The 15,085-nt window shown below is 38.9% G+C and carries 16 protein-coding genes; 13 read left to right on the top strand and 3 right to left on the bottom strand.

The features are described from left to right. Positions 1 to 68: 68 nt before the first annotated feature. The 11 genes from gspG (at position 69) to L1D50_RS00270 (ending at position 9,614) form a co-directional block, all read left to right on the top strand. Entirely contained in the window at positions 69 to 473 is a 405-nt protein-coding gene (gspG, locus tag L1D50_RS00320; RefSeq protein WP_205125749.1) for a type II secretion system major pseudopilin GspG, read from the top strand. Continuing rightward, entirely contained in the window at positions 454 to 2,121 is a 1,668-nt protein-coding gene (locus tag L1D50_RS00315; protein WP_239965282.1) for a GspE/PulE family protein, read from the top strand. Before gspG ends, L1D50_RS00315 begins: the two co-directional genes overlap by 20 nt. Next, positions 2,118 to 3,308, top strand: coding sequence for a type II secretion system F family protein (locus L1D50_RS00310; RefSeq protein ID WP_239965280.1), 1,191 nt, complete (start codon positions 2,118 to 2,120; stop codon positions 3,306 to 3,308). The genes L1D50_RS00315 and L1D50_RS00310 overlap by 4 nt, the downstream gene beginning before the upstream one ends. Then, on the top strand, positions 3,292 to 3,735 hold the full coding sequence (locus L1D50_RS00305) for a type II secretion system protein (RefSeq protein WP_138522227.1): 444 nt from the start codon (positions 3,292 to 3,294) through the stop codon (positions 3,733 to 3,735). The genes L1D50_RS00310 and L1D50_RS00305 overlap by 17 nt, the downstream gene beginning before the upstream one ends. Further along, positions 3,716 to 4,144 (top strand): prepilin-type N-terminal cleavage/methylation domain-containing protein, encoded by a 429-nt coding sequence (locus L1D50_RS00300; protein WP_205125748.1) that lies wholly within the window; start codon positions 3,716 to 3,718, stop codon positions 4,142 to 4,144. Before L1D50_RS00305 ends, L1D50_RS00300 begins: the two co-directional genes overlap by 20 nt. Continuing rightward, complete coding sequence (locus L1D50_RS00295; RefSeq protein WP_161568708.1) at positions 4,131 to 4,814, top strand: prepilin-type N-terminal cleavage/methylation domain-containing protein; 684 nt, start codon at positions 4,131 to 4,133, stop codon at positions 4,812 to 4,814. Before L1D50_RS00300 ends, L1D50_RS00295 begins: the two co-directional genes overlap by 14 nt. Continuing rightward, positions 4,807 to 5,646 (top strand): type II secretion system protein GspK, encoded by an 840-nt coding sequence (locus L1D50_RS00290; protein ID WP_128728757.1) that lies wholly within the window; start codon positions 4,807 to 4,809, stop codon positions 5,644 to 5,646. The genes L1D50_RS00295 and L1D50_RS00290 overlap by 8 nt, the downstream gene beginning before the upstream one ends. 3 nt (positions 5,647 to 5,649) lie before the next feature. Next, the gene (locus L1D50_RS00285) at positions 5,650 to 6,606 is read left to right on the top strand and encodes a hypothetical protein (RefSeq protein WP_128728756.1); all 957 of its coding nucleotides are present in this window, start codon (positions 5,650 to 5,652) and stop codon (positions 6,604 to 6,606) included. Then, positions 6,603 to 7,145 carry a hypothetical protein gene (locus L1D50_RS00280; RefSeq protein WP_128728755.1) on the top strand — a complete coding sequence of 181 codons (543 nt, stop codon included), beginning with the start codon at positions 6,603 to 6,605 and terminating at the stop codon, positions 7,143 to 7,145. Before L1D50_RS00285 ends, L1D50_RS00280 begins: the two co-directional genes overlap by 4 nt. Further along, complete coding sequence (locus tag L1D50_RS00275) at positions 7,142 to 7,615, top strand: hypothetical protein (protein WP_128728754.1); 474 nt, start codon at positions 7,142 to 7,144, stop codon at positions 7,613 to 7,615. Before L1D50_RS00280 ends, L1D50_RS00275 begins: the two co-directional genes overlap by 4 nt. Positions 7,616 to 7,718: 103 nt before the next feature. Then, a complete protein-coding gene (locus L1D50_RS00270) occupies positions 7,719 to 9,614 on the top strand; it encodes a secretin N-terminal domain-containing protein (protein WP_239965278.1) in 1,896 nt (631 codons plus the stop codon). 88 nt (positions 9,615 to 9,702) lie between these two features. On the opposite strand, the gene L1D50_RS00265 is transcribed toward L1D50_RS00270, so the two are convergent. Genes L1D50_RS00265 through L1D50_RS00255 form a run of 3 tightly spaced genes read right to left on the bottom strand, consistent with a single transcriptional unit; the run spans position 9,703 to position 12,295 of the window. Next, a complete protein-coding gene (locus L1D50_RS00265; RefSeq protein ID WP_239965277.1) occupies positions 9,703 to 10,419 on the bottom strand; it encodes a WecB/TagA/CpsF family glycosyltransferase in 717 nt (238 codons plus the stop codon). Next, positions 10,416 to 11,450 carry a glycosyltransferase gene (locus L1D50_RS00260; protein WP_239965276.1) on the bottom strand — a complete coding sequence of 345 codons (1,035 nt, stop codon included), beginning with the start codon at positions 11,448 to 11,450 and terminating at the stop codon, positions 10,416 to 10,418. The genes L1D50_RS00265 and L1D50_RS00260 overlap by 4 nt, the downstream gene beginning before the upstream one ends. Beyond that, the gene (locus L1D50_RS00255; protein ID WP_239965275.1) at positions 11,450 to 12,295 is read right to left on the bottom strand and encodes a glycosyltransferase; all 846 of its coding nucleotides are present in this window, start codon (positions 12,293 to 12,295) and stop codon (positions 11,450 to 11,452) included. Before L1D50_RS00255 ends, L1D50_RS00260 begins: the two co-directional genes overlap by 1 nt. Positions 12,296 to 12,867: 572 nt before the next feature. Here L1D50_RS00255 and wecA point away from each other — a divergent pair. After that, complete coding sequence (wecA, locus tag L1D50_RS00250) at positions 12,868 to 13,920, top strand: UDP-N-acetylglucosamine--undecaprenyl-phosphate N-acetylglucosaminephosphotransferase (RefSeq protein WP_138522233.1); 1,053 nt, start codon at positions 12,868 to 12,870, stop codon at positions 13,918 to 13,920. Between the two features lie 7 nt (positions 13,921 to 13,927). Then, a partial coding sequence (locus tag L1D50_RS00245) for a nucleotide sugar dehydrogenase (protein ID WP_239965274.1) occupies positions 13,928 to 15,085 on the top strand: 1,158 nt, incomplete at its 3' end.

The raw sequence follows: 15,085 nt of genomic DNA, 5'->3' as shown, positions 1-15,085 counted from the left end.
TGTTGGTGTCTTACGCAGGTCACGGCTTTCTACTTGATATAAACAGCATTGACTAAATGAGTATTCAAATGAAAAAGTTAAAAAAAATTAAGGGTTTCACTTTAGTGGAGTTGTTAATTGTTATGGTAATTTTGGGGCTTTTAGCCTCTGTTGTTGCGCCTCGAATGTTTAGTAAGGTGGGTACTGCTAGAGAGGGTACTGCAAAAGCGCAAATGCAGGTTATTTCAACCGCGTTAGATTCTTATCGATTAGATATAGGCTACTACCCAAAAACTCTTGATGAGCTTGTGACGAGTAACAAAGAAATGTGGGATGGTCCTTACTTTCCGAAGCAAATACCAAATGACCCTTGGGGTAATCCATATAGTTATAAAGCTATCAGTGAAAACGGTAGCGAACAATTTGAGTTGAAGAGTTTTGGCCGAGACGGCAAACCTGGTGGCGAAGGTGAAGATGCAGACGTGGAACTCTAAGGTTCATGAGTATATTGGCAGCCAGCAAATATTAAATAGTGAGCGGCTGCAGCAAGTTGCTGAGTTTGAGAGAGGTGCACTTTCTCAACTTGAGATAGTACTATTGAATTCTGGCTGGATTGATGAAGACCAGCTCTGTGAGTTATATTGCACATTGCTTAATTGCAAAAAATGGAAAGATAACTTAGATACTTCAGCGGACTATATAAGCTTTTTAAAATCTATCAATTTAGAGCTTTTATTAGAAAATGACATGGCTCCGGTTTCTGTCTGTGAGACGAAGGTGGGCATAGTATTCGCTAACCCACATAGCCGTGATGCATTAGATTACCTTCGTTTTATTACTCAGGAAAAGCGGTTTTACGCTGTAACAAAGAAAGACTTTGAGTTACTAGCCGAACAATGTCGAGCGTTAGTTTCAGATACGCCTGAGCTTTCTATCTCAAGTGATAATCTAAGTGCATTAAAAGAGTTAGCGTTAGGCGCGCCAACTGTAAATCTGGTAAATAGCCTAATAAATAAAGGGGTGAAGCTTGGAGCTTCAGATTTACACATCGAACCTATTAATGGTAAATATCGAGCTAGGTATCGAATTGATGGCATTTTAAAAGAAGCAGATCCGATACCCAACAACCTTCAGCTAGCAGTTATCTCAAGAATTAAGATTCTATCAGGGATGGATATTGCCGAAAAGAGGCGCCCACAAGACGGTAAAATAGAAATGAAGGCGGGTGCTACTGACCTAGATATTCGCTGCTCAACATTGCCCTTGGGTACTGGCGAAAGTGTCGTAATGCGTTTTCTAATAAAAAATGCTGTTAAATTCGATTTGGAAAAGTTAGGCTATTCAGCCGATCTTGTCGATAAAATAAACCAGGACCTTAAAAAAACATCCGGAGTTATTTTAATGACTGGACCTACGGGCTCAGGCAAAACAACCTCTCTTTATTCCTTTTTGAATCAAATAAATCGTCCCGATATTAAAATAGTTACCCTAGAAGATCCTATCGAGTATCAATTACCGGGGATTAACCAAGTACAAGTGAATGCTGAGATTGGATATGATTTTTCAGCAGGGCTTAGAAGTATTGTGCGTCAGGATCCCGACGTAATCATGGTTGGTGAGATCCGTGATAATGAAACTGCTAAGATAGCTTTACAATCAGCACTAACTGGGCATTTAGTTTTTAGTACGGTCCACACAAACGATGCGCCTTCGGCTTATACGAGATTACTGGATTTGGGTATTCAAGAGTATTTATTAAACGCCGGTCTAGTTTCTATTATGGCGCAGCGACTAGCCAGAACCTTGTGTAATCATTGTAAACAACCTCTAAGTGAACAAGAAACAAGAGAACTATATCAACGATATAAATTATCTGAGGTTGCAGAGGGAGTAGACAAGCCTCTTTATCAAGCTAAAGGGTGTGAACACTGTGAGAATACAGGTTATTCTGGTCGCGTCGCATTTCTAGAGTATTTGCCCTGTGATATAGATGTTAAGAAACTCCCCAAAGATGAGCGCCTTCTCGATAGCCTTTATGAAATGATGGAGCAAAAGCAGCTTCGCACGCTTAAGCAAGATGGTTTTCTAAAAGCTGTAAATGGTCAGACGACTATAGAGGAAGTATTGAGGGTAGCTGGGTGAGTCAAGTATTCAGATATAAAGTCTGTAATTCAGAGGGCGAGATAGAAAAAGGTGAGCTCACGGCCGAAAGTGAAAGCTCGGTATATAATCAGCTACAGTCGAAGGATTTATTAGTTCTTGAAATAAAAGAGATACAGACGAGAAGTATTCGTAAAAAAGTATCACTTAACGATTTAGAGCAGTCAACTAGCCAGTTGTCTACTTTACTTCAAAATGGCCTCCGCGTGGACAAAGCTCTGGATGTGCTTGCCCAATCTAATCGGAATTCTGCTCTTGGACAAGTATGGGCCTCTGTTCTGGCTGATATAAAGCAAGGTGCTGTGCTAAGCGAAGCGCTGGCGAAAAGAGCGGATATTTTTTCAACTTTGTATATTGAAATGGTGAAAATTGGCGAGGCAACAGGCAACTTGCCTCAGGTATTTGCAAGGTTAAGTCAAAACTTGCAGTTTCAAAGTGCATTGAGAAGCAAGGTTATTCAAGCTTCAACTTATCCCATTTTCATATTGTTCGTTTGCATTTCTGCTATCTGGGCTATTTTTAATTTTGTCATTCCTAGTATGTCATCTATGTTTGACAATGGTGGAGAGATCCCCGAATACACTAGGCTGCTATTAGACCTTTCGACTTGGGTTCAAAATTATCAGCTTCATTTACTAATCTTCTTACTTTTATGCGCCTTAGCTTTATACAGTGCAATGCAAAGAGATTTACTAAGAAAAAAGCTATTTTCGATGGTGATTCAGTTTCCTATTGTAAAGCAAATAGTAAACCACTCAGATCGTATAAAGTTCTCAACGGCTTTGCAGTTGACATTAGAAAGTGGTGTTAGCTTATCTGATAGTTTACAGTTAGCTTTGCAAACGGTGGCTAACCCTAGACTTCACGCAAAACTTACGAAAGTGGTGAGCGTTGTTAGTAGTGGTGGTGTTTTAAGTAACGAACTTAAGGGGGTTAGTCTGTATGATGATGTTGCTATTTCTCTAATTACTGTAGGTGAAGAAAGTGGTAGCCTAGCAAGCTCTTTTAATGAGATAGCCAATCGCTCTCGAAACCGTTTTGAGAGTTGGCTCACTAAATTTACCGCATTGTTAGAGCCACTATTGATACTAATAATGGGGGGGATAGTTGGCTCTGTCGTAATCGTGATGCTTCTAAGTATAGTGTCGATGAATGATGTCTCTTTCTAAACAAAAAGGCTTTACTTTAGTCGAATTGCTGATTGTTTTGGCACTAGTTGGCCTGACAAGTTCTGTGGTACTGCCAAATATGTGGGGCCAATTAGAACAAGTTAAGCGTTACTCTGAAAAGCAGCAACTTAAATCTTTGCTTGAATATGCAAAACAGTACTCAATTTATAGAGGGCGTGATTTAGAAGTGCGTATTGAAGGATTTAACATAGAGGTGTGGGAAGCTGGGAGAGTACAAATACCCCAACCAGAGGTTGAGTATGAATCCTCCGAGAAAGCTAATATATCAGCACTTAAATCAATAACGTTCTCACAGCTTAGTTTTGAACGTGAAACGGTTCAATTGTCTTCTAGCAATTATTTAGTGGCGAAAAAATTATCATTTACCTACAAAGACACAGAGAAAAGTGAAACGATTGAGTTCTAAGCAGCAGACAGGGATGACACTAATTGAAGTGCTAATTGCTTCTGTTATTTTATTTATATCTATTAGCGCAATTAGTTATGTTACTCAAGCTATGTTGTTGAACGAGAGAAGGCTTGTTACAACGGCACAGCAATCCTACATGCTTGAATATATTCAAGATGAAGTAAGGTATCAGTATGAGTATAACCTTCAGGTTGAAGGTGAGTACAAATATGATGGTGAAAGTTACTATTGGCGAGTTGAAGTGGTATCAGAGAAACCAGCCTTGACAAGCGTTGGTGGTAGTGAAAGCGGTGAAACATCAAATGGAACGATGATTTTATATAAATGCGCTGTTTTTTCTCAATTACTCCCAGCCCCCAAAAAAATTACTGAGTTCAAAAATGTATTCTGGCGTGAAGCAAAGTAATAGAACTGGGTTTACCCTGATTGAAGTATTAATTTCAATGGTTATCTTTTCGATAGTAATTGCACTTGCTGTAATGAGTTATCGATTCTCCCTACAAAATTTAACCAGCTCAAATAGCAGATATGATATTGACAAGCTTTCTAGAGTAAAACTTGTGAATCAACAAATTAGAGAGGCATTCCCTTATGGGTATGTAGACGAGCTTGGCAAAACAGTTCCTTTTTTTATTGGAAAAAAAGAGGGATTTGCGTTTGTTACTCGTTCTCCAGTATTGATATCGGAGCCAATTGCAGTATCCACACTGTATATTAAAGACCGTGATTTGTTGTATTGTGAAGTCCCTCTTGGTGTTGTTTCGTTAAGTAGCTTTAAAATTCATGAGAGTAACTGTGAGAAGAGCATTTCATTTATGTCCAGCCAAAGCTTTGAGTTTCAATACTTTGGTTGGAAAGACTGGCTTGAGTTTAGCAATTACTACTCTGAATACTTAGATATAGTTGTGAAGCCTAAGCCCACTTGGAATGATACATTCTATGCGTCTCAGCGTAAAATAATGCCTCTTTTTATTCGTATTAAGGTCAAAAATGATAATGCGCGCGGTAAAGTCAATCATCTGATCTATCGAATATCTAGAATTCCACCTTCTTTATTAGGTGCAAGTAGTGAATAGCAAAATAAGTAAAAGTAATGGTGCAGCATTGCTATTAGTATTGATGATCACTGCAGCGATGGCCAGTATGATGATCTTTATGTCCGAAAAAGGTAGCAATACAGCTAATATGGCAAATATGATCAAGCAACATAATAGGGCTAAAATTGCAGTCGACAATGCTCAATCTGAAATTATCTATGAGTTAATGACAACACCGCTAGGTATTTTGGGGCCAAACTCTCGTTATCCTGGGATTGAGTTAATAGATCCTTCACTAAAAAACTTTAGAGGTGAGGCTACAAAGCGGGGTAACCTTCATGTGCGTGCTCAAGATCTAAGTGGTCTAGTATCGCTCGCGCCATTGAACGAAGGAGCATTTAAGCAGTTATTATTACATTACGGCACAGACTCTAGCGACATAAACCAAATTATGGACCGCTTTGATGATTGGCAGGATATCGATAATTTTCGCCGTCTAGAAGGAGCTGAAAAGGGAGATTATATACAGCCTTTTTTACCTAATAATACAGCGTTGCAGACCGTTGAAGAGCTACGCTACATTCTCCAAAATGATAATTTATTTGAACAAATTCAGCCTTTTTTGGTGCTTCGGGTCAATCCCTATATTGTTCGACAATTTACACCTAAGTCTTTATACTCTGCGTTTGGATTTGAGGGGCAAACACCTTCGCTAGATGAGGGGGAAGGGGGTGTTGATAGCATCGCCAGTGGGAAGCTTTCTATTCAAATCACATTTGAGGGGTCTGTAAATTACTCAAAGCGTTTTAGTTTTGAGAGAGGCCCAGGGTTACGGCCATATTTTGTAAGTAAAGAAGAAGTAGTGAACTAGCTCATGATGTTGTCGAATAAAAATATCAATGATGCGACAGCTTTGGTCGTACATAAAAAGTACTTTCTTAACAGCCAAAAAGAGCTCGTAGATACGCAGTGCCCCACAGTCAAAGTCAAGTTATCTGAAGCCTGTGTGCTAGATAGAAATCTTTTTTGGGCAACTACGAAGCAGTATTCAAAGTCTTCCTTAAATCAGATTTTTAATATTATCAAGGCACAAAGTAAAGCTTTGCCTCCATTTGAAGGTACGTTTTTTTGGCGTGCTAGAAACTTAAGCAAAAGTCATTTTAGTATTGAATATTTTGTCATCCCTAAAGATGTTTATCAGCTGATCCCTGATTCATGTGAATTCATCCTGCCACTTTATTGCGAAGTAGAAGACTCGAATAACTGGCCTCTCAGTCTAGCCCATAAAAATAGTAGCCAGCTCTCGTTATCCGAATCACAACTATTATGGTTTGATCTTATTGGACTTCGAATAAAGCGAAGTAAACCAAAAAGAAGTGAGCGGATCTCGAATAGAAACTTAGTTTATGGCCTTTTGGCTGCAGGTGTTATAACTGCTACCGTCCTTACTAGCTACGTCTTTTGGAATAAAATGACGTTAGACTCAGCAAAAGAATTAAACCAAGCTCAAGTGAATGAAAGTATTGATAAACGACGTCAATATAATAACCAGATTGATTCAGTTAAAGAATTACAGCAATTTTTAGCCGATAATCCAAATGTACTGAATAAACTTGCAGGTTTGCAATTAAATGTTAGGGATGTTCTGTTTGAAAGGGTCACAGTAATACCTAAAGGAGTTGAGCTGCGAGGTGTCACCGTGGGATCTGCAACTGATTTATTAAAGCAAGTTGTTAGCTCTCCCGGAGTCAAAGAAGCAAAGTTTTCAGGGCCAGTTATAAAGCAAAAAGCAGGCGGAGAGGCTTTTACAATAGAGGTAGTTTGGCTGTGAACTCACGTGAGCAATTGATAAAAAAATGGGGAGGGGCTGCTATAGGTCTTCTGATCTCCTTGGAGTTTTTAATCTTTCCTTGGATTGATTGGATTTCAAAATCAATGGATGAAATTGCCGCCGCTAGAGTGTTTGCATCTAAGCAAGCGGTTGTAGCTGCTCAGTATGATGAGATTGATGCACAACTAAAAATATTAGACTCTCAACTAGAGAATTACTCAGGTCTTCCGCAGTTAAGTGAAAAGGAGGATCCAGCGTTACTCTGGCTTGAAGTTGTTGATGTGGCGATTGAAAAAGTAGAAGTCCAAGTTAATAACAAAGCACCACAACGAGAAGTTGCTATTAACAGCACTTATTCTGCTTTTACCGGGATGATAAATGTGTCTGGAGATTATAATCGTATTCTAAATCTTTTATCCGAGTTAGAAGACATTAGTAAAGGAAATAGAGTTAGGCAAGCCTCCATGTTCCAATCTAAGGCTCGTAAAGGACATGTAACTGCTAACATTGAGTTTGTGAGGGTGTATAAAAAGAAATGAAAAACCTTCTAATACTGTGTAGTTTCATCATTGTTGCTATTTGGTGGGCACTGAAAATGATAATGGCTTCATATATTAATGTTAGTGAAAAGGAAAATAATCTGACAACGATCAATATTCACACGGAATCACCTCTGGATGTTGAAGCGCTATCAAGAAATCTAGGCGTGGAGTTTAAAAAGATCGACGATAAAAAGCTCGATGCTCCCTTGTACCAAGATGCACAACTGTCACTTATTGCTGTTTATACATCTGGCGAGTTAGCTGTAGCAAGGGTCAGGGTAAAGCTTAGTGATAGTGATGAATTTTTGAATATAAAAAAGGGTGACTCGTTTTATCAATATCTCATCACAGAAATTGATGTGAATAGCATTACATTGTCGCTTAAAGACACCCAACCGATAGAGTTAAAGATATTCAAGCCACTCACCGTGTCTGTTATGGCAAGTGAAGCTAATGGAGAAGTTTAGAATGATATCAATGCCTTCAAAGAAACTGTATTTGGCGATAATGTCAATATTGTTGGTCTCGGGCTGTGCAAGCAAAACTGGTTTACGGGACAAAGAGCTTCAAGTGGAAAAGTCCCTCCTAAACAAAAGGAATGAACAGGTTGCTACCGCCTCTGAAAAACAACAGGTTGAGGAGCAAGACCGACAGTTTAAAGAAGTTAACGTTGAAGATTGGGGGGGAATTACGCGTCTAAAAGAAGAAGCTAAATCTGCTCCTAAGCTTGAAGGCCCTGCTATTACTTTTTCGGCCGATGAAATGCCCGTAAAAGAATTTGCAAACAAGGTATTTCAAGAGCTGCTTGGAATTAACTATGTTATATCTCCTAAATTATCAGCTTCTAGAGATACTGTAACACTCAATCTTTCTTCTTCCATCGATAGAACTGAATTCTACAGAGTTGCAATGAAAGCGCTAGAAGAGAGTGGCGTGACTAGCTTCAGAAAAGATGAAATTCTATACCTTTCGAAATCAAGTGGCGCGGAACAAAAAAATTCAATTGCGGTGGGAATAGGTAATAAAGTCAATGATATCCCTGAAGTTGCTGGCGCTATCACACATATCGTACCGTATGTTTATAGTAGTAGTAGAAATATTACCAATATTCTTAGCAAATTATCGACAGCCAAAGTGACCGTTAACTCGTTACAAAAGCTTATTATTCTCGAAGGAGAGAGAGCTGAACTAGTGCGGGCTATAAAAATTATCAATATGCTTGATGTACCTCGTGCTTTTGGTCGTGAAATACGTTTATTTGAGTTTGCACACATTTCCCCTAGTGAGGGCATTGAACAAATAAAGGCGTTGTTGGAAGAGGATGGCTTAAGTGTATCGAAAGAAGGTGATGTCTCTTTTGTGCCATTACCACGCATAAATTCATTCGTGGCATACGCTGCAAGCCAAGATACAATTGAGCGTATTAGCTTTTGGGCTAGAAAAATAGATGTGCCATTAGCTGGTGATGAAAGACAATACTTCATCTATAAGCCAAAGTATGCGAAAGCTGAAGATATGCGAGAGTCTTTGGATGTATTGCTACGAGGCAGAACATCAGGTGGGAGTGAGGATACCGCATCGAAAGGTGCTGTAAATAAAAGCGCAGAAAATGTTAAATTTAGCTTGGATAAACAGCAGAACGCGTTGATTTTTTACACAACTAAAGATGAGTATCGGCTGGTTGAATCACTATTGAAAAAAATGGATGTATTACCAGGGCAAGTAATACTGGATATCACGATTTTAGAGATCACACTGAATGACGAAATGTCATCAGGTATTAAGTGGCTATATAACCAAGCTGGCGCAAGTGGGTCTGATAAGCTGACGTTAGATCCGGGAGTCGGAACGCTATTTGGTCAAGCTATATCTGGCGATTGGAAGGCTGAGTTCAATTGGAAAGACTCTCTTGATGATGCAAGAGTGTTGTCACGACCCTATTTTATTGTTCGAGATGGTGAATCTGCGACGTTGAGTTCAGGTGATCAGATCCCGATAATTACTCAAACAGTTGAAAACCTTGGTAACAATAGCTCTGTATCAAACTCAGTGCAATATCGTTCAACAGGTATTAATGTATCTATTACTCCAATCATTAACTCTCAAGGTGTTGTGACTTTATCTGTTTCAATGTCTGTGAGTGATGGTAAACCTAACACACTTGGTGGGGTCTCCTCTCCAACTATTACAAACCGCTCAATTAGTACTGAAGTTTTATCTGGAGATGGTCAAACAGTAGCTTTAGGTGGACTGATCCAAGAGAAGAAAAGTGACTATACTCAGGGCGTTCCTGCGTTAGGTGAATTGCCTATTTTAGGAAACCTGTTCAAAGCTAAGGTGGATAGCTTACAGCGTACAGAGTTGATGATGCTTATTACGACTAAAGTAGTCAAGAGTGAATCAGAAGTTGACGAATTTGGTGAAGCGATATCAGAACTGTATAGCGCCCCAATTGTGATTAAATAAAAAATGCCTGTTCCGAGCTTTAACCCATCTTATTTTGTTTTGTAAGAGCTCGGAACAGAAAGCTATAGTATTATGGTGTACAACTTGATTACCTTTTTTTGAATATCATATGAGTAAGGTAGTTGATGACGAAAGCTGGGTACTGTTTTATTACACGATCTCTAACGTGTTTATGCATTATCATGCGTTGCAGCCATCTGAGACCTAGCTTTTTGATAATAGGATTATAGTAGTCTGGTTTTATAGAGGTTTGAGTCAAAAAGCCGCCACATGTAATTAGTAGCATTGGGCGGGTTAGCTTTTTCTTGGTTTCCACACAAAACTTCTCTTGATAGGGAGTTCCCATACCGACCAAAACTACGTCTACCTCTAAAGCTTCAATCTGATTTACTACAGGCTCGATATCATCAATATAACCATCTCTGTTGAACACGATATTTAGATTGGGGTACTGCTTCTTTAACACTTCCACAGCTTTAGCATTTTCAGAGCTTGTTGCTCCAATGACCGCCAAGCGTTTGTTATGTTGTTCAACGTATTCAAGGAAAGGCTTTGCAATAGAGCTGTAATCAAAGCTCGCCCTAGATATTTTGGGAGAGAAGAGATTGTGTAGCATGCAAAGTAGTGCGCCATCGGAGAAATAGTAATCAATACCATCAATTAATGAGTCACTTTTTTGCACTTCGTAGTAAGAAAATGGGTTTACAAACGAGATCGCGATGGTTTTTTCCTGTAGAAATGCATTATTTCTTATTTCTGAAAATTGATGCCCAGAGTAGATCTTTCTATTTAAACTTGGTTTCATAGAGATTTGAACAGCTTATAGTAGTTGTGAACCGATGATTTTAGTGTGAACTCTTCAGTATCCACGGATTCCTTTATTACACCTTGCTCAATCAAATCAATATAACTTGCAAATTGAGTGGTATCACCAAAGGGCACAAGGTAGCCATATAACCCATTTCTCGTAAGCTCTTTTGGGCCATATCGACAATCAAACGCAATGATGGGGGTTTTTAGGTAACTAGCTTCCACCAAAACGGTTGGGAGACCTTCCCATCGAGAAGGTAATAGGATTGCCTTAGCGTGTTTAATATACTTATAAGGGTTGCTTGTTGCACCGTGTAAAATTACTTGAGACTCTAAATTGTACTTCTTTATTAAGGTTTCTAGCTTGGCTTTGTCAGGTCCATTACCTAGGATGACTACTTTACATGTCGGCTTTTCTAATTTGAGCAAACTTTCGAGCAGCAAATCGTAGCCCTTTTGATAATGCAGTCGCCCAACACAAACGTAATAGTCTTCATATTCAGGCATCGCCTGATCGGCTAATGTAAGAATATCTTCGCTCAAAACTGGGTTATAAATTCTAGTTGTGTTGTTTTTTGAGCAAACGCCTAGTTTTATGAGATTCTGAAATATTCCGTCAGATACACATACTACTTTATCCATTTTACGATAAAGCAGTGTGGCCCCGATTCTTCGAATAACGTTTTTAACCCAACTTTCTTCGGGAAGTTGAATAGGAACGTGTTGTATTGCAATTGTTTTGCAGTGTTTTGGTAAAACGGCAGCCAATTTTGACAGCCCACCTTTTGTAAAGATAACGATGGTCGGTTTATATTGCTGTATTAACGTTTTGAAATTATTCAACTTTGATGCGCTATCACAAACAGTGGTGATACTCTCGAAGTCTTTTAATAAAGGGCCTTCTTTGCATACTGAGGTAGCTGCAATCTCAACATCATACTCTGATAAAAGCCCTTTTATTAACTGTAGAGTTACTCTCTCAACTCCACCTAAAGTAAAGTCCTCAAGTACAAATAGCAATTTCATTATCGACCTAGTATTCGTTTTATATTATGGAAAAATGAGTATTTGAAAATAGCATGATCAGCCGATGCTAGCACTCTAAGAGGGACCCATTGCCCTTTAATTATATGCTCCCAGCACTTCATAGCATTACGTTGTTTTTGATCCATTAAATGCTCATGCTTTGCTAAAAACTGATAGAATCCTTTTAGCCTATTTGGTGAGCGTGTTATGCTCACAGAGCTACTTTCGTGCTGAAGGTAGGTTGATTTAGGTAGTTTTAGCCCCGGACCAAAGCGTTCGATGAACCGCACCCATGTGTCGTAATCCTGCCAAGCTTTAAATTCTTCATCAAACCCGCCAATCTCTCTTAGATGTTCTGTTTTGCAGAAGATTTGATTACCTACTTTATTGATAACCAGCATACTTTCTATAGAGATAGGCCCAATGAAAAATGGATGCTCTTTTTGGGTTGAGCCTTTGCATATTGTGACTGGCGTACAGAGAAAACTATATTGTGGTTGCCATGAGTTTAGCAGTACTTCTAATCTATCAGGGCTAAACTCGTCATCATCATCGAGCCCCGTAATAAACTCACCTTGGGCAGCCTGAATAGCAGTATTCCTAGCATGGCACGCACCTTTGGCTTTATCATTATGAAATACTCTGATCTGATCGCTTTGGATCGAATCTAAAAATGCTTTTGTCCCATCATTAGAACCGTCATTAACAATTATTAATTCCCAATTACCATAGCTCTGAGCTTGAACACTTAATAGCGCCCGTTTCAGGTTGTCTAATCTATTATGGGTAGGCATGTATATGGTGATTAATGGGGAAGTGCTTGGGTGCTTAAGACTGACGGTCATAATTCTCTTAATCTGTAGGCGTAAGTATTCAATTAGCCACAATACTACCCAGCAATAGTAAGGTATAGGGAGCAACGTGAACAGTATCGATAGTCGATGTGAGTCATGCTGCACCAACTGAGCGTGCGAATAATACTGTGTTAACTTCTGGAATAAATATTGAACCACATATTTTTACACAAGAGTCCTTTCTTGTGAATCTATTTATCGTCAGCTTTTTGTTTCAAAGCTGTACTTTTTTGAGAAAGAACCATTTTTATTAATAATTAACTTGAATCTTCATGAGAACTGAATTCAGATGCTCCGGCGAAAGAGAGTTCACTTGAGAGATATTGTACTGGAGATAACAATTATTAACAGCAAGAGGCTTTTTATTTACAGCTTAACGGGAGATGATGATTGACGACGAAATCCCCTTTCATAGTGCATAAGTAATCTAAATCAAGTACACTATGTCGGTTTTGAATTACAATTGTTGCGCTATTTCCATTTGTAATTTGTCTGTATCAATGTTGATTGCCGTGTAAGAGCACGAGTAGACGAATGAGTTATATGATTTTGGAGTGTTTTTAATGGAGCTCATGCTGGCCTTATTTTTTTCGTTCGTGATGTCTCTTGTAGCGATTGGGGTAGTGAGACCTGTTGCGATTCGTTTCAACCTCGTCGACAAACCAAATGAACGGAAGAAACACGAGGGAAATATTCCATTAATAGGTGGAATTGCAGTTTTTTGCAGCGTTTCTGTTACCGCAAGCCTCTTTTTCCCCCTAAATAATGAACTAGCCAGTTATCTGTTTGCTTCGGGTCTAATGGTCATGCTTGGAGTTATGGATGATCGACATGATTTAAGTGTTCGGATTAGGGTGTTTTTTCAAGTTGTCGTAGCTACATTGATGATAGTTTCGACGGACGGCTACATCGAGAACTTGGGTAATATCTTGTTTTTTGGTGATGTAAACCTCGCTTGGTTTGGTGTTGTCTTTACTTATGTGGCGGTTATTGGAATTATCAACGCCTTTAATATGGTTGATGGGATAGATGGGCTACTCGGTTCAATGGCTATTATCACGCTAATTTCTATTTCATTTCTCTTGTTTAGTGGTGGTCAAACTAGCTTATTGTCGATTTTATTGGTTGCGGCTCTCGTTCCATATCTAATATTCAATTTAGGTGTATTTGGTACGCAGTATAAAAAAATATTTATGGGTGATGCTGGCAGCATGTTTATTGGCTTCACGGTAGTTTGGTTACTTGTAATTAATACGCAGGGGGAATTTAGTTCATTTCGTCCCGTTACAGCCTTGTGGATTGTAGCTGTTCCACTTATGGATATGGCTGCGATTATTATTCGCAGAATTAGAAAAGGTAAATCTCCCTTCAGCCCAGACCGTGACCATCTGCATCACATCTTTCTACGAGCTGGTTTTACCTCAAAGCAAGCACTAGTCATTATTTCAGTTATCGGTATTCTATTTGCTATGGTAGGACTTGTTGGCGAGGTATATCAGGTATCAGAGGGATTAATGTTTTTGCTATTTATTGCGATATTCATTAGCTATAACTATGCAATATTACATGTTTGGCGAATCTTAAAGTGGTACAGAAAGCGCACAGCCATAAGGTAAAGTAGTAATGAATAAAGGAAAATCGTTCAATATAACAGTAGTAGGAACGGGTTATGTTGGTCTTTCTAACGCTGTGTTACTAGCCCAGCATAATAACGTTATTGCACTGGATGTTGTTCAAGAAAAAGTTGAGCTGCTAAATCGTGGTATTTCCCCAATAGAAGATAAAGAGATCTCATCCTATTTATCTTCCGGCGATTTGTGCTTCACTGCAACTGTGGATAAACAGCGAGCATACGATAATTCTGAAATTATCATCATAGCAACACCGACAGACTATGACCCAGAGACAAATTACTTTAATACATCGTCTGTTGAAGCAGTTCTTCATGATATTAAAAGGTATGCTCCATCAGCTGCTGTATTTATCAAGTCAACTGTGCCAGTGGGCTATACTGAGAAGATAAAGGCGCAGTTTCAATTCGAGAATTTAACTTTCTCTCCAGAATTTCTTCGCGAAGGAAAGGCTTTACATGATAATTTGTATCCATCGAGAATAATTGTTGGTGGTTACACTGATATAGCGAAAACCTTTGCACAGCTTCTTCAGCAGGGGGCAAAAAAAGCAGATATTCCTCTACTTTTTACAGATTCAACTGAAGCTGAAGCGATAAAGCTTTTTTCTAACACTTACTTAGCGATGCGCGTCGCTTACTTCAACGAATTAGATAGTTATGCAGAGGCGCATGGACTGAGTAGTCGGCAGATAATAGAGGGAGTGGGGCTGGACCCTAGAATTGGAAATCACTATAACAACCCTTCATTTGGTTATGGAGGTTATTGTCTGCCTAAAGACACTAAGCAGTTGTTGGCTAACTATCAAGATGTTCCAAACAATATGATAGGTGCAATAGTAGAAGCTAATACCACTAGGAAAGACTTTATTGCTAATTCAATTTTGGCAAAAAAACCTCAAGTCGTTGGGATTTATAGGCTTATTATGAAAGCAGGCTCTGATAACTTTAGAGCTTCCGCTATTCAGGGGGTGATGAAACGCATCAAAGCTAAAGGTGTAACGGTGATAGTTTATGAACCCAGCTATGATGGAGAACATTTTTTTAACTCCGAAATTGTAAAGTCTATCTCTGAACTAAAAGAACGCAGTGATATCATTGTCTCAAATAGAATGGTTGAAGAACTTATAGATGTTAAAAGTAAAGTATAT

Origin of the sequence: Pseudoalteromonas sp. Isolate6, assembly GCF_022398435.1 — a bacterium.
GTDB classification, from domain to species: Bacteria; Pseudomonadota; Gammaproteobacteria; order Enterobacterales; family Alteromonadaceae; genus Pseudoalteromonas; species Pseudoalteromonas galatheae.
This window is presented reverse-complemented; position numbering and strand designations above follow the sequence as displayed.

Excerpts from the sequence above, each read along its gene's own strand:
- gspG (WP_205125749.1), top strand. The coding sequence starts at position 69 with ATGAAAAAGTTAAAAAAAATTAAGGGTTTCACTTTAGTGGAGTTGTTA.
- L1D50_RS00315 (WP_239965282.1), top strand. The coding sequence starts at position 454 with ATGCAGACGTGGAACTCTAAGGTTCATGAGTATATTGGCAGCCAGCAA.
- L1D50_RS00305 (WP_138522227.1), top strand. The coding sequence starts at position 3,292 with ATGATGTCTCTTTCTAAACAAAAAGGCTTTACTTTAGTCGAATTGCTG.
- L1D50_RS00285 (WP_128728756.1), top strand. The coding sequence starts at position 5,650 with ATGATGTTGTCGAATAAAAATATCAATGATGCGACAGCTTTGGTCGTA.
- L1D50_RS00275 (WP_128728754.1), top strand. The coding sequence starts at position 7,142 with ATGAAAAACCTTCTAATACTGTGTAGTTTCATCATTGTTGCTATTTGG.
- L1D50_RS00265 (WP_239965277.1), bottom strand. The coding sequence starts at position 10,419 with ATGAAACCAAGTTTAAATAGAAAGATCTACTCTGGGCATCAATTTTCA.
- L1D50_RS00260 (WP_239965276.1), bottom strand. The coding sequence starts at position 11,450 with ATGAAATTGCTATTTGTACTTGAGGACTTTACTTTAGGTGGAGTTGAG.
- L1D50_RS00255 (WP_239965275.1), bottom strand. The coding sequence starts at position 12,295 with ATGACCGTCAGTCTTAAGCACCCAAGCACTTCCCCATTAATCACCATA.
- wecA (WP_138522233.1), top strand. The coding sequence starts at position 12,868 with ATGGAGCTCATGCTGGCCTTATTTTTTTCGTTCGTGATGTCTCTTGTA.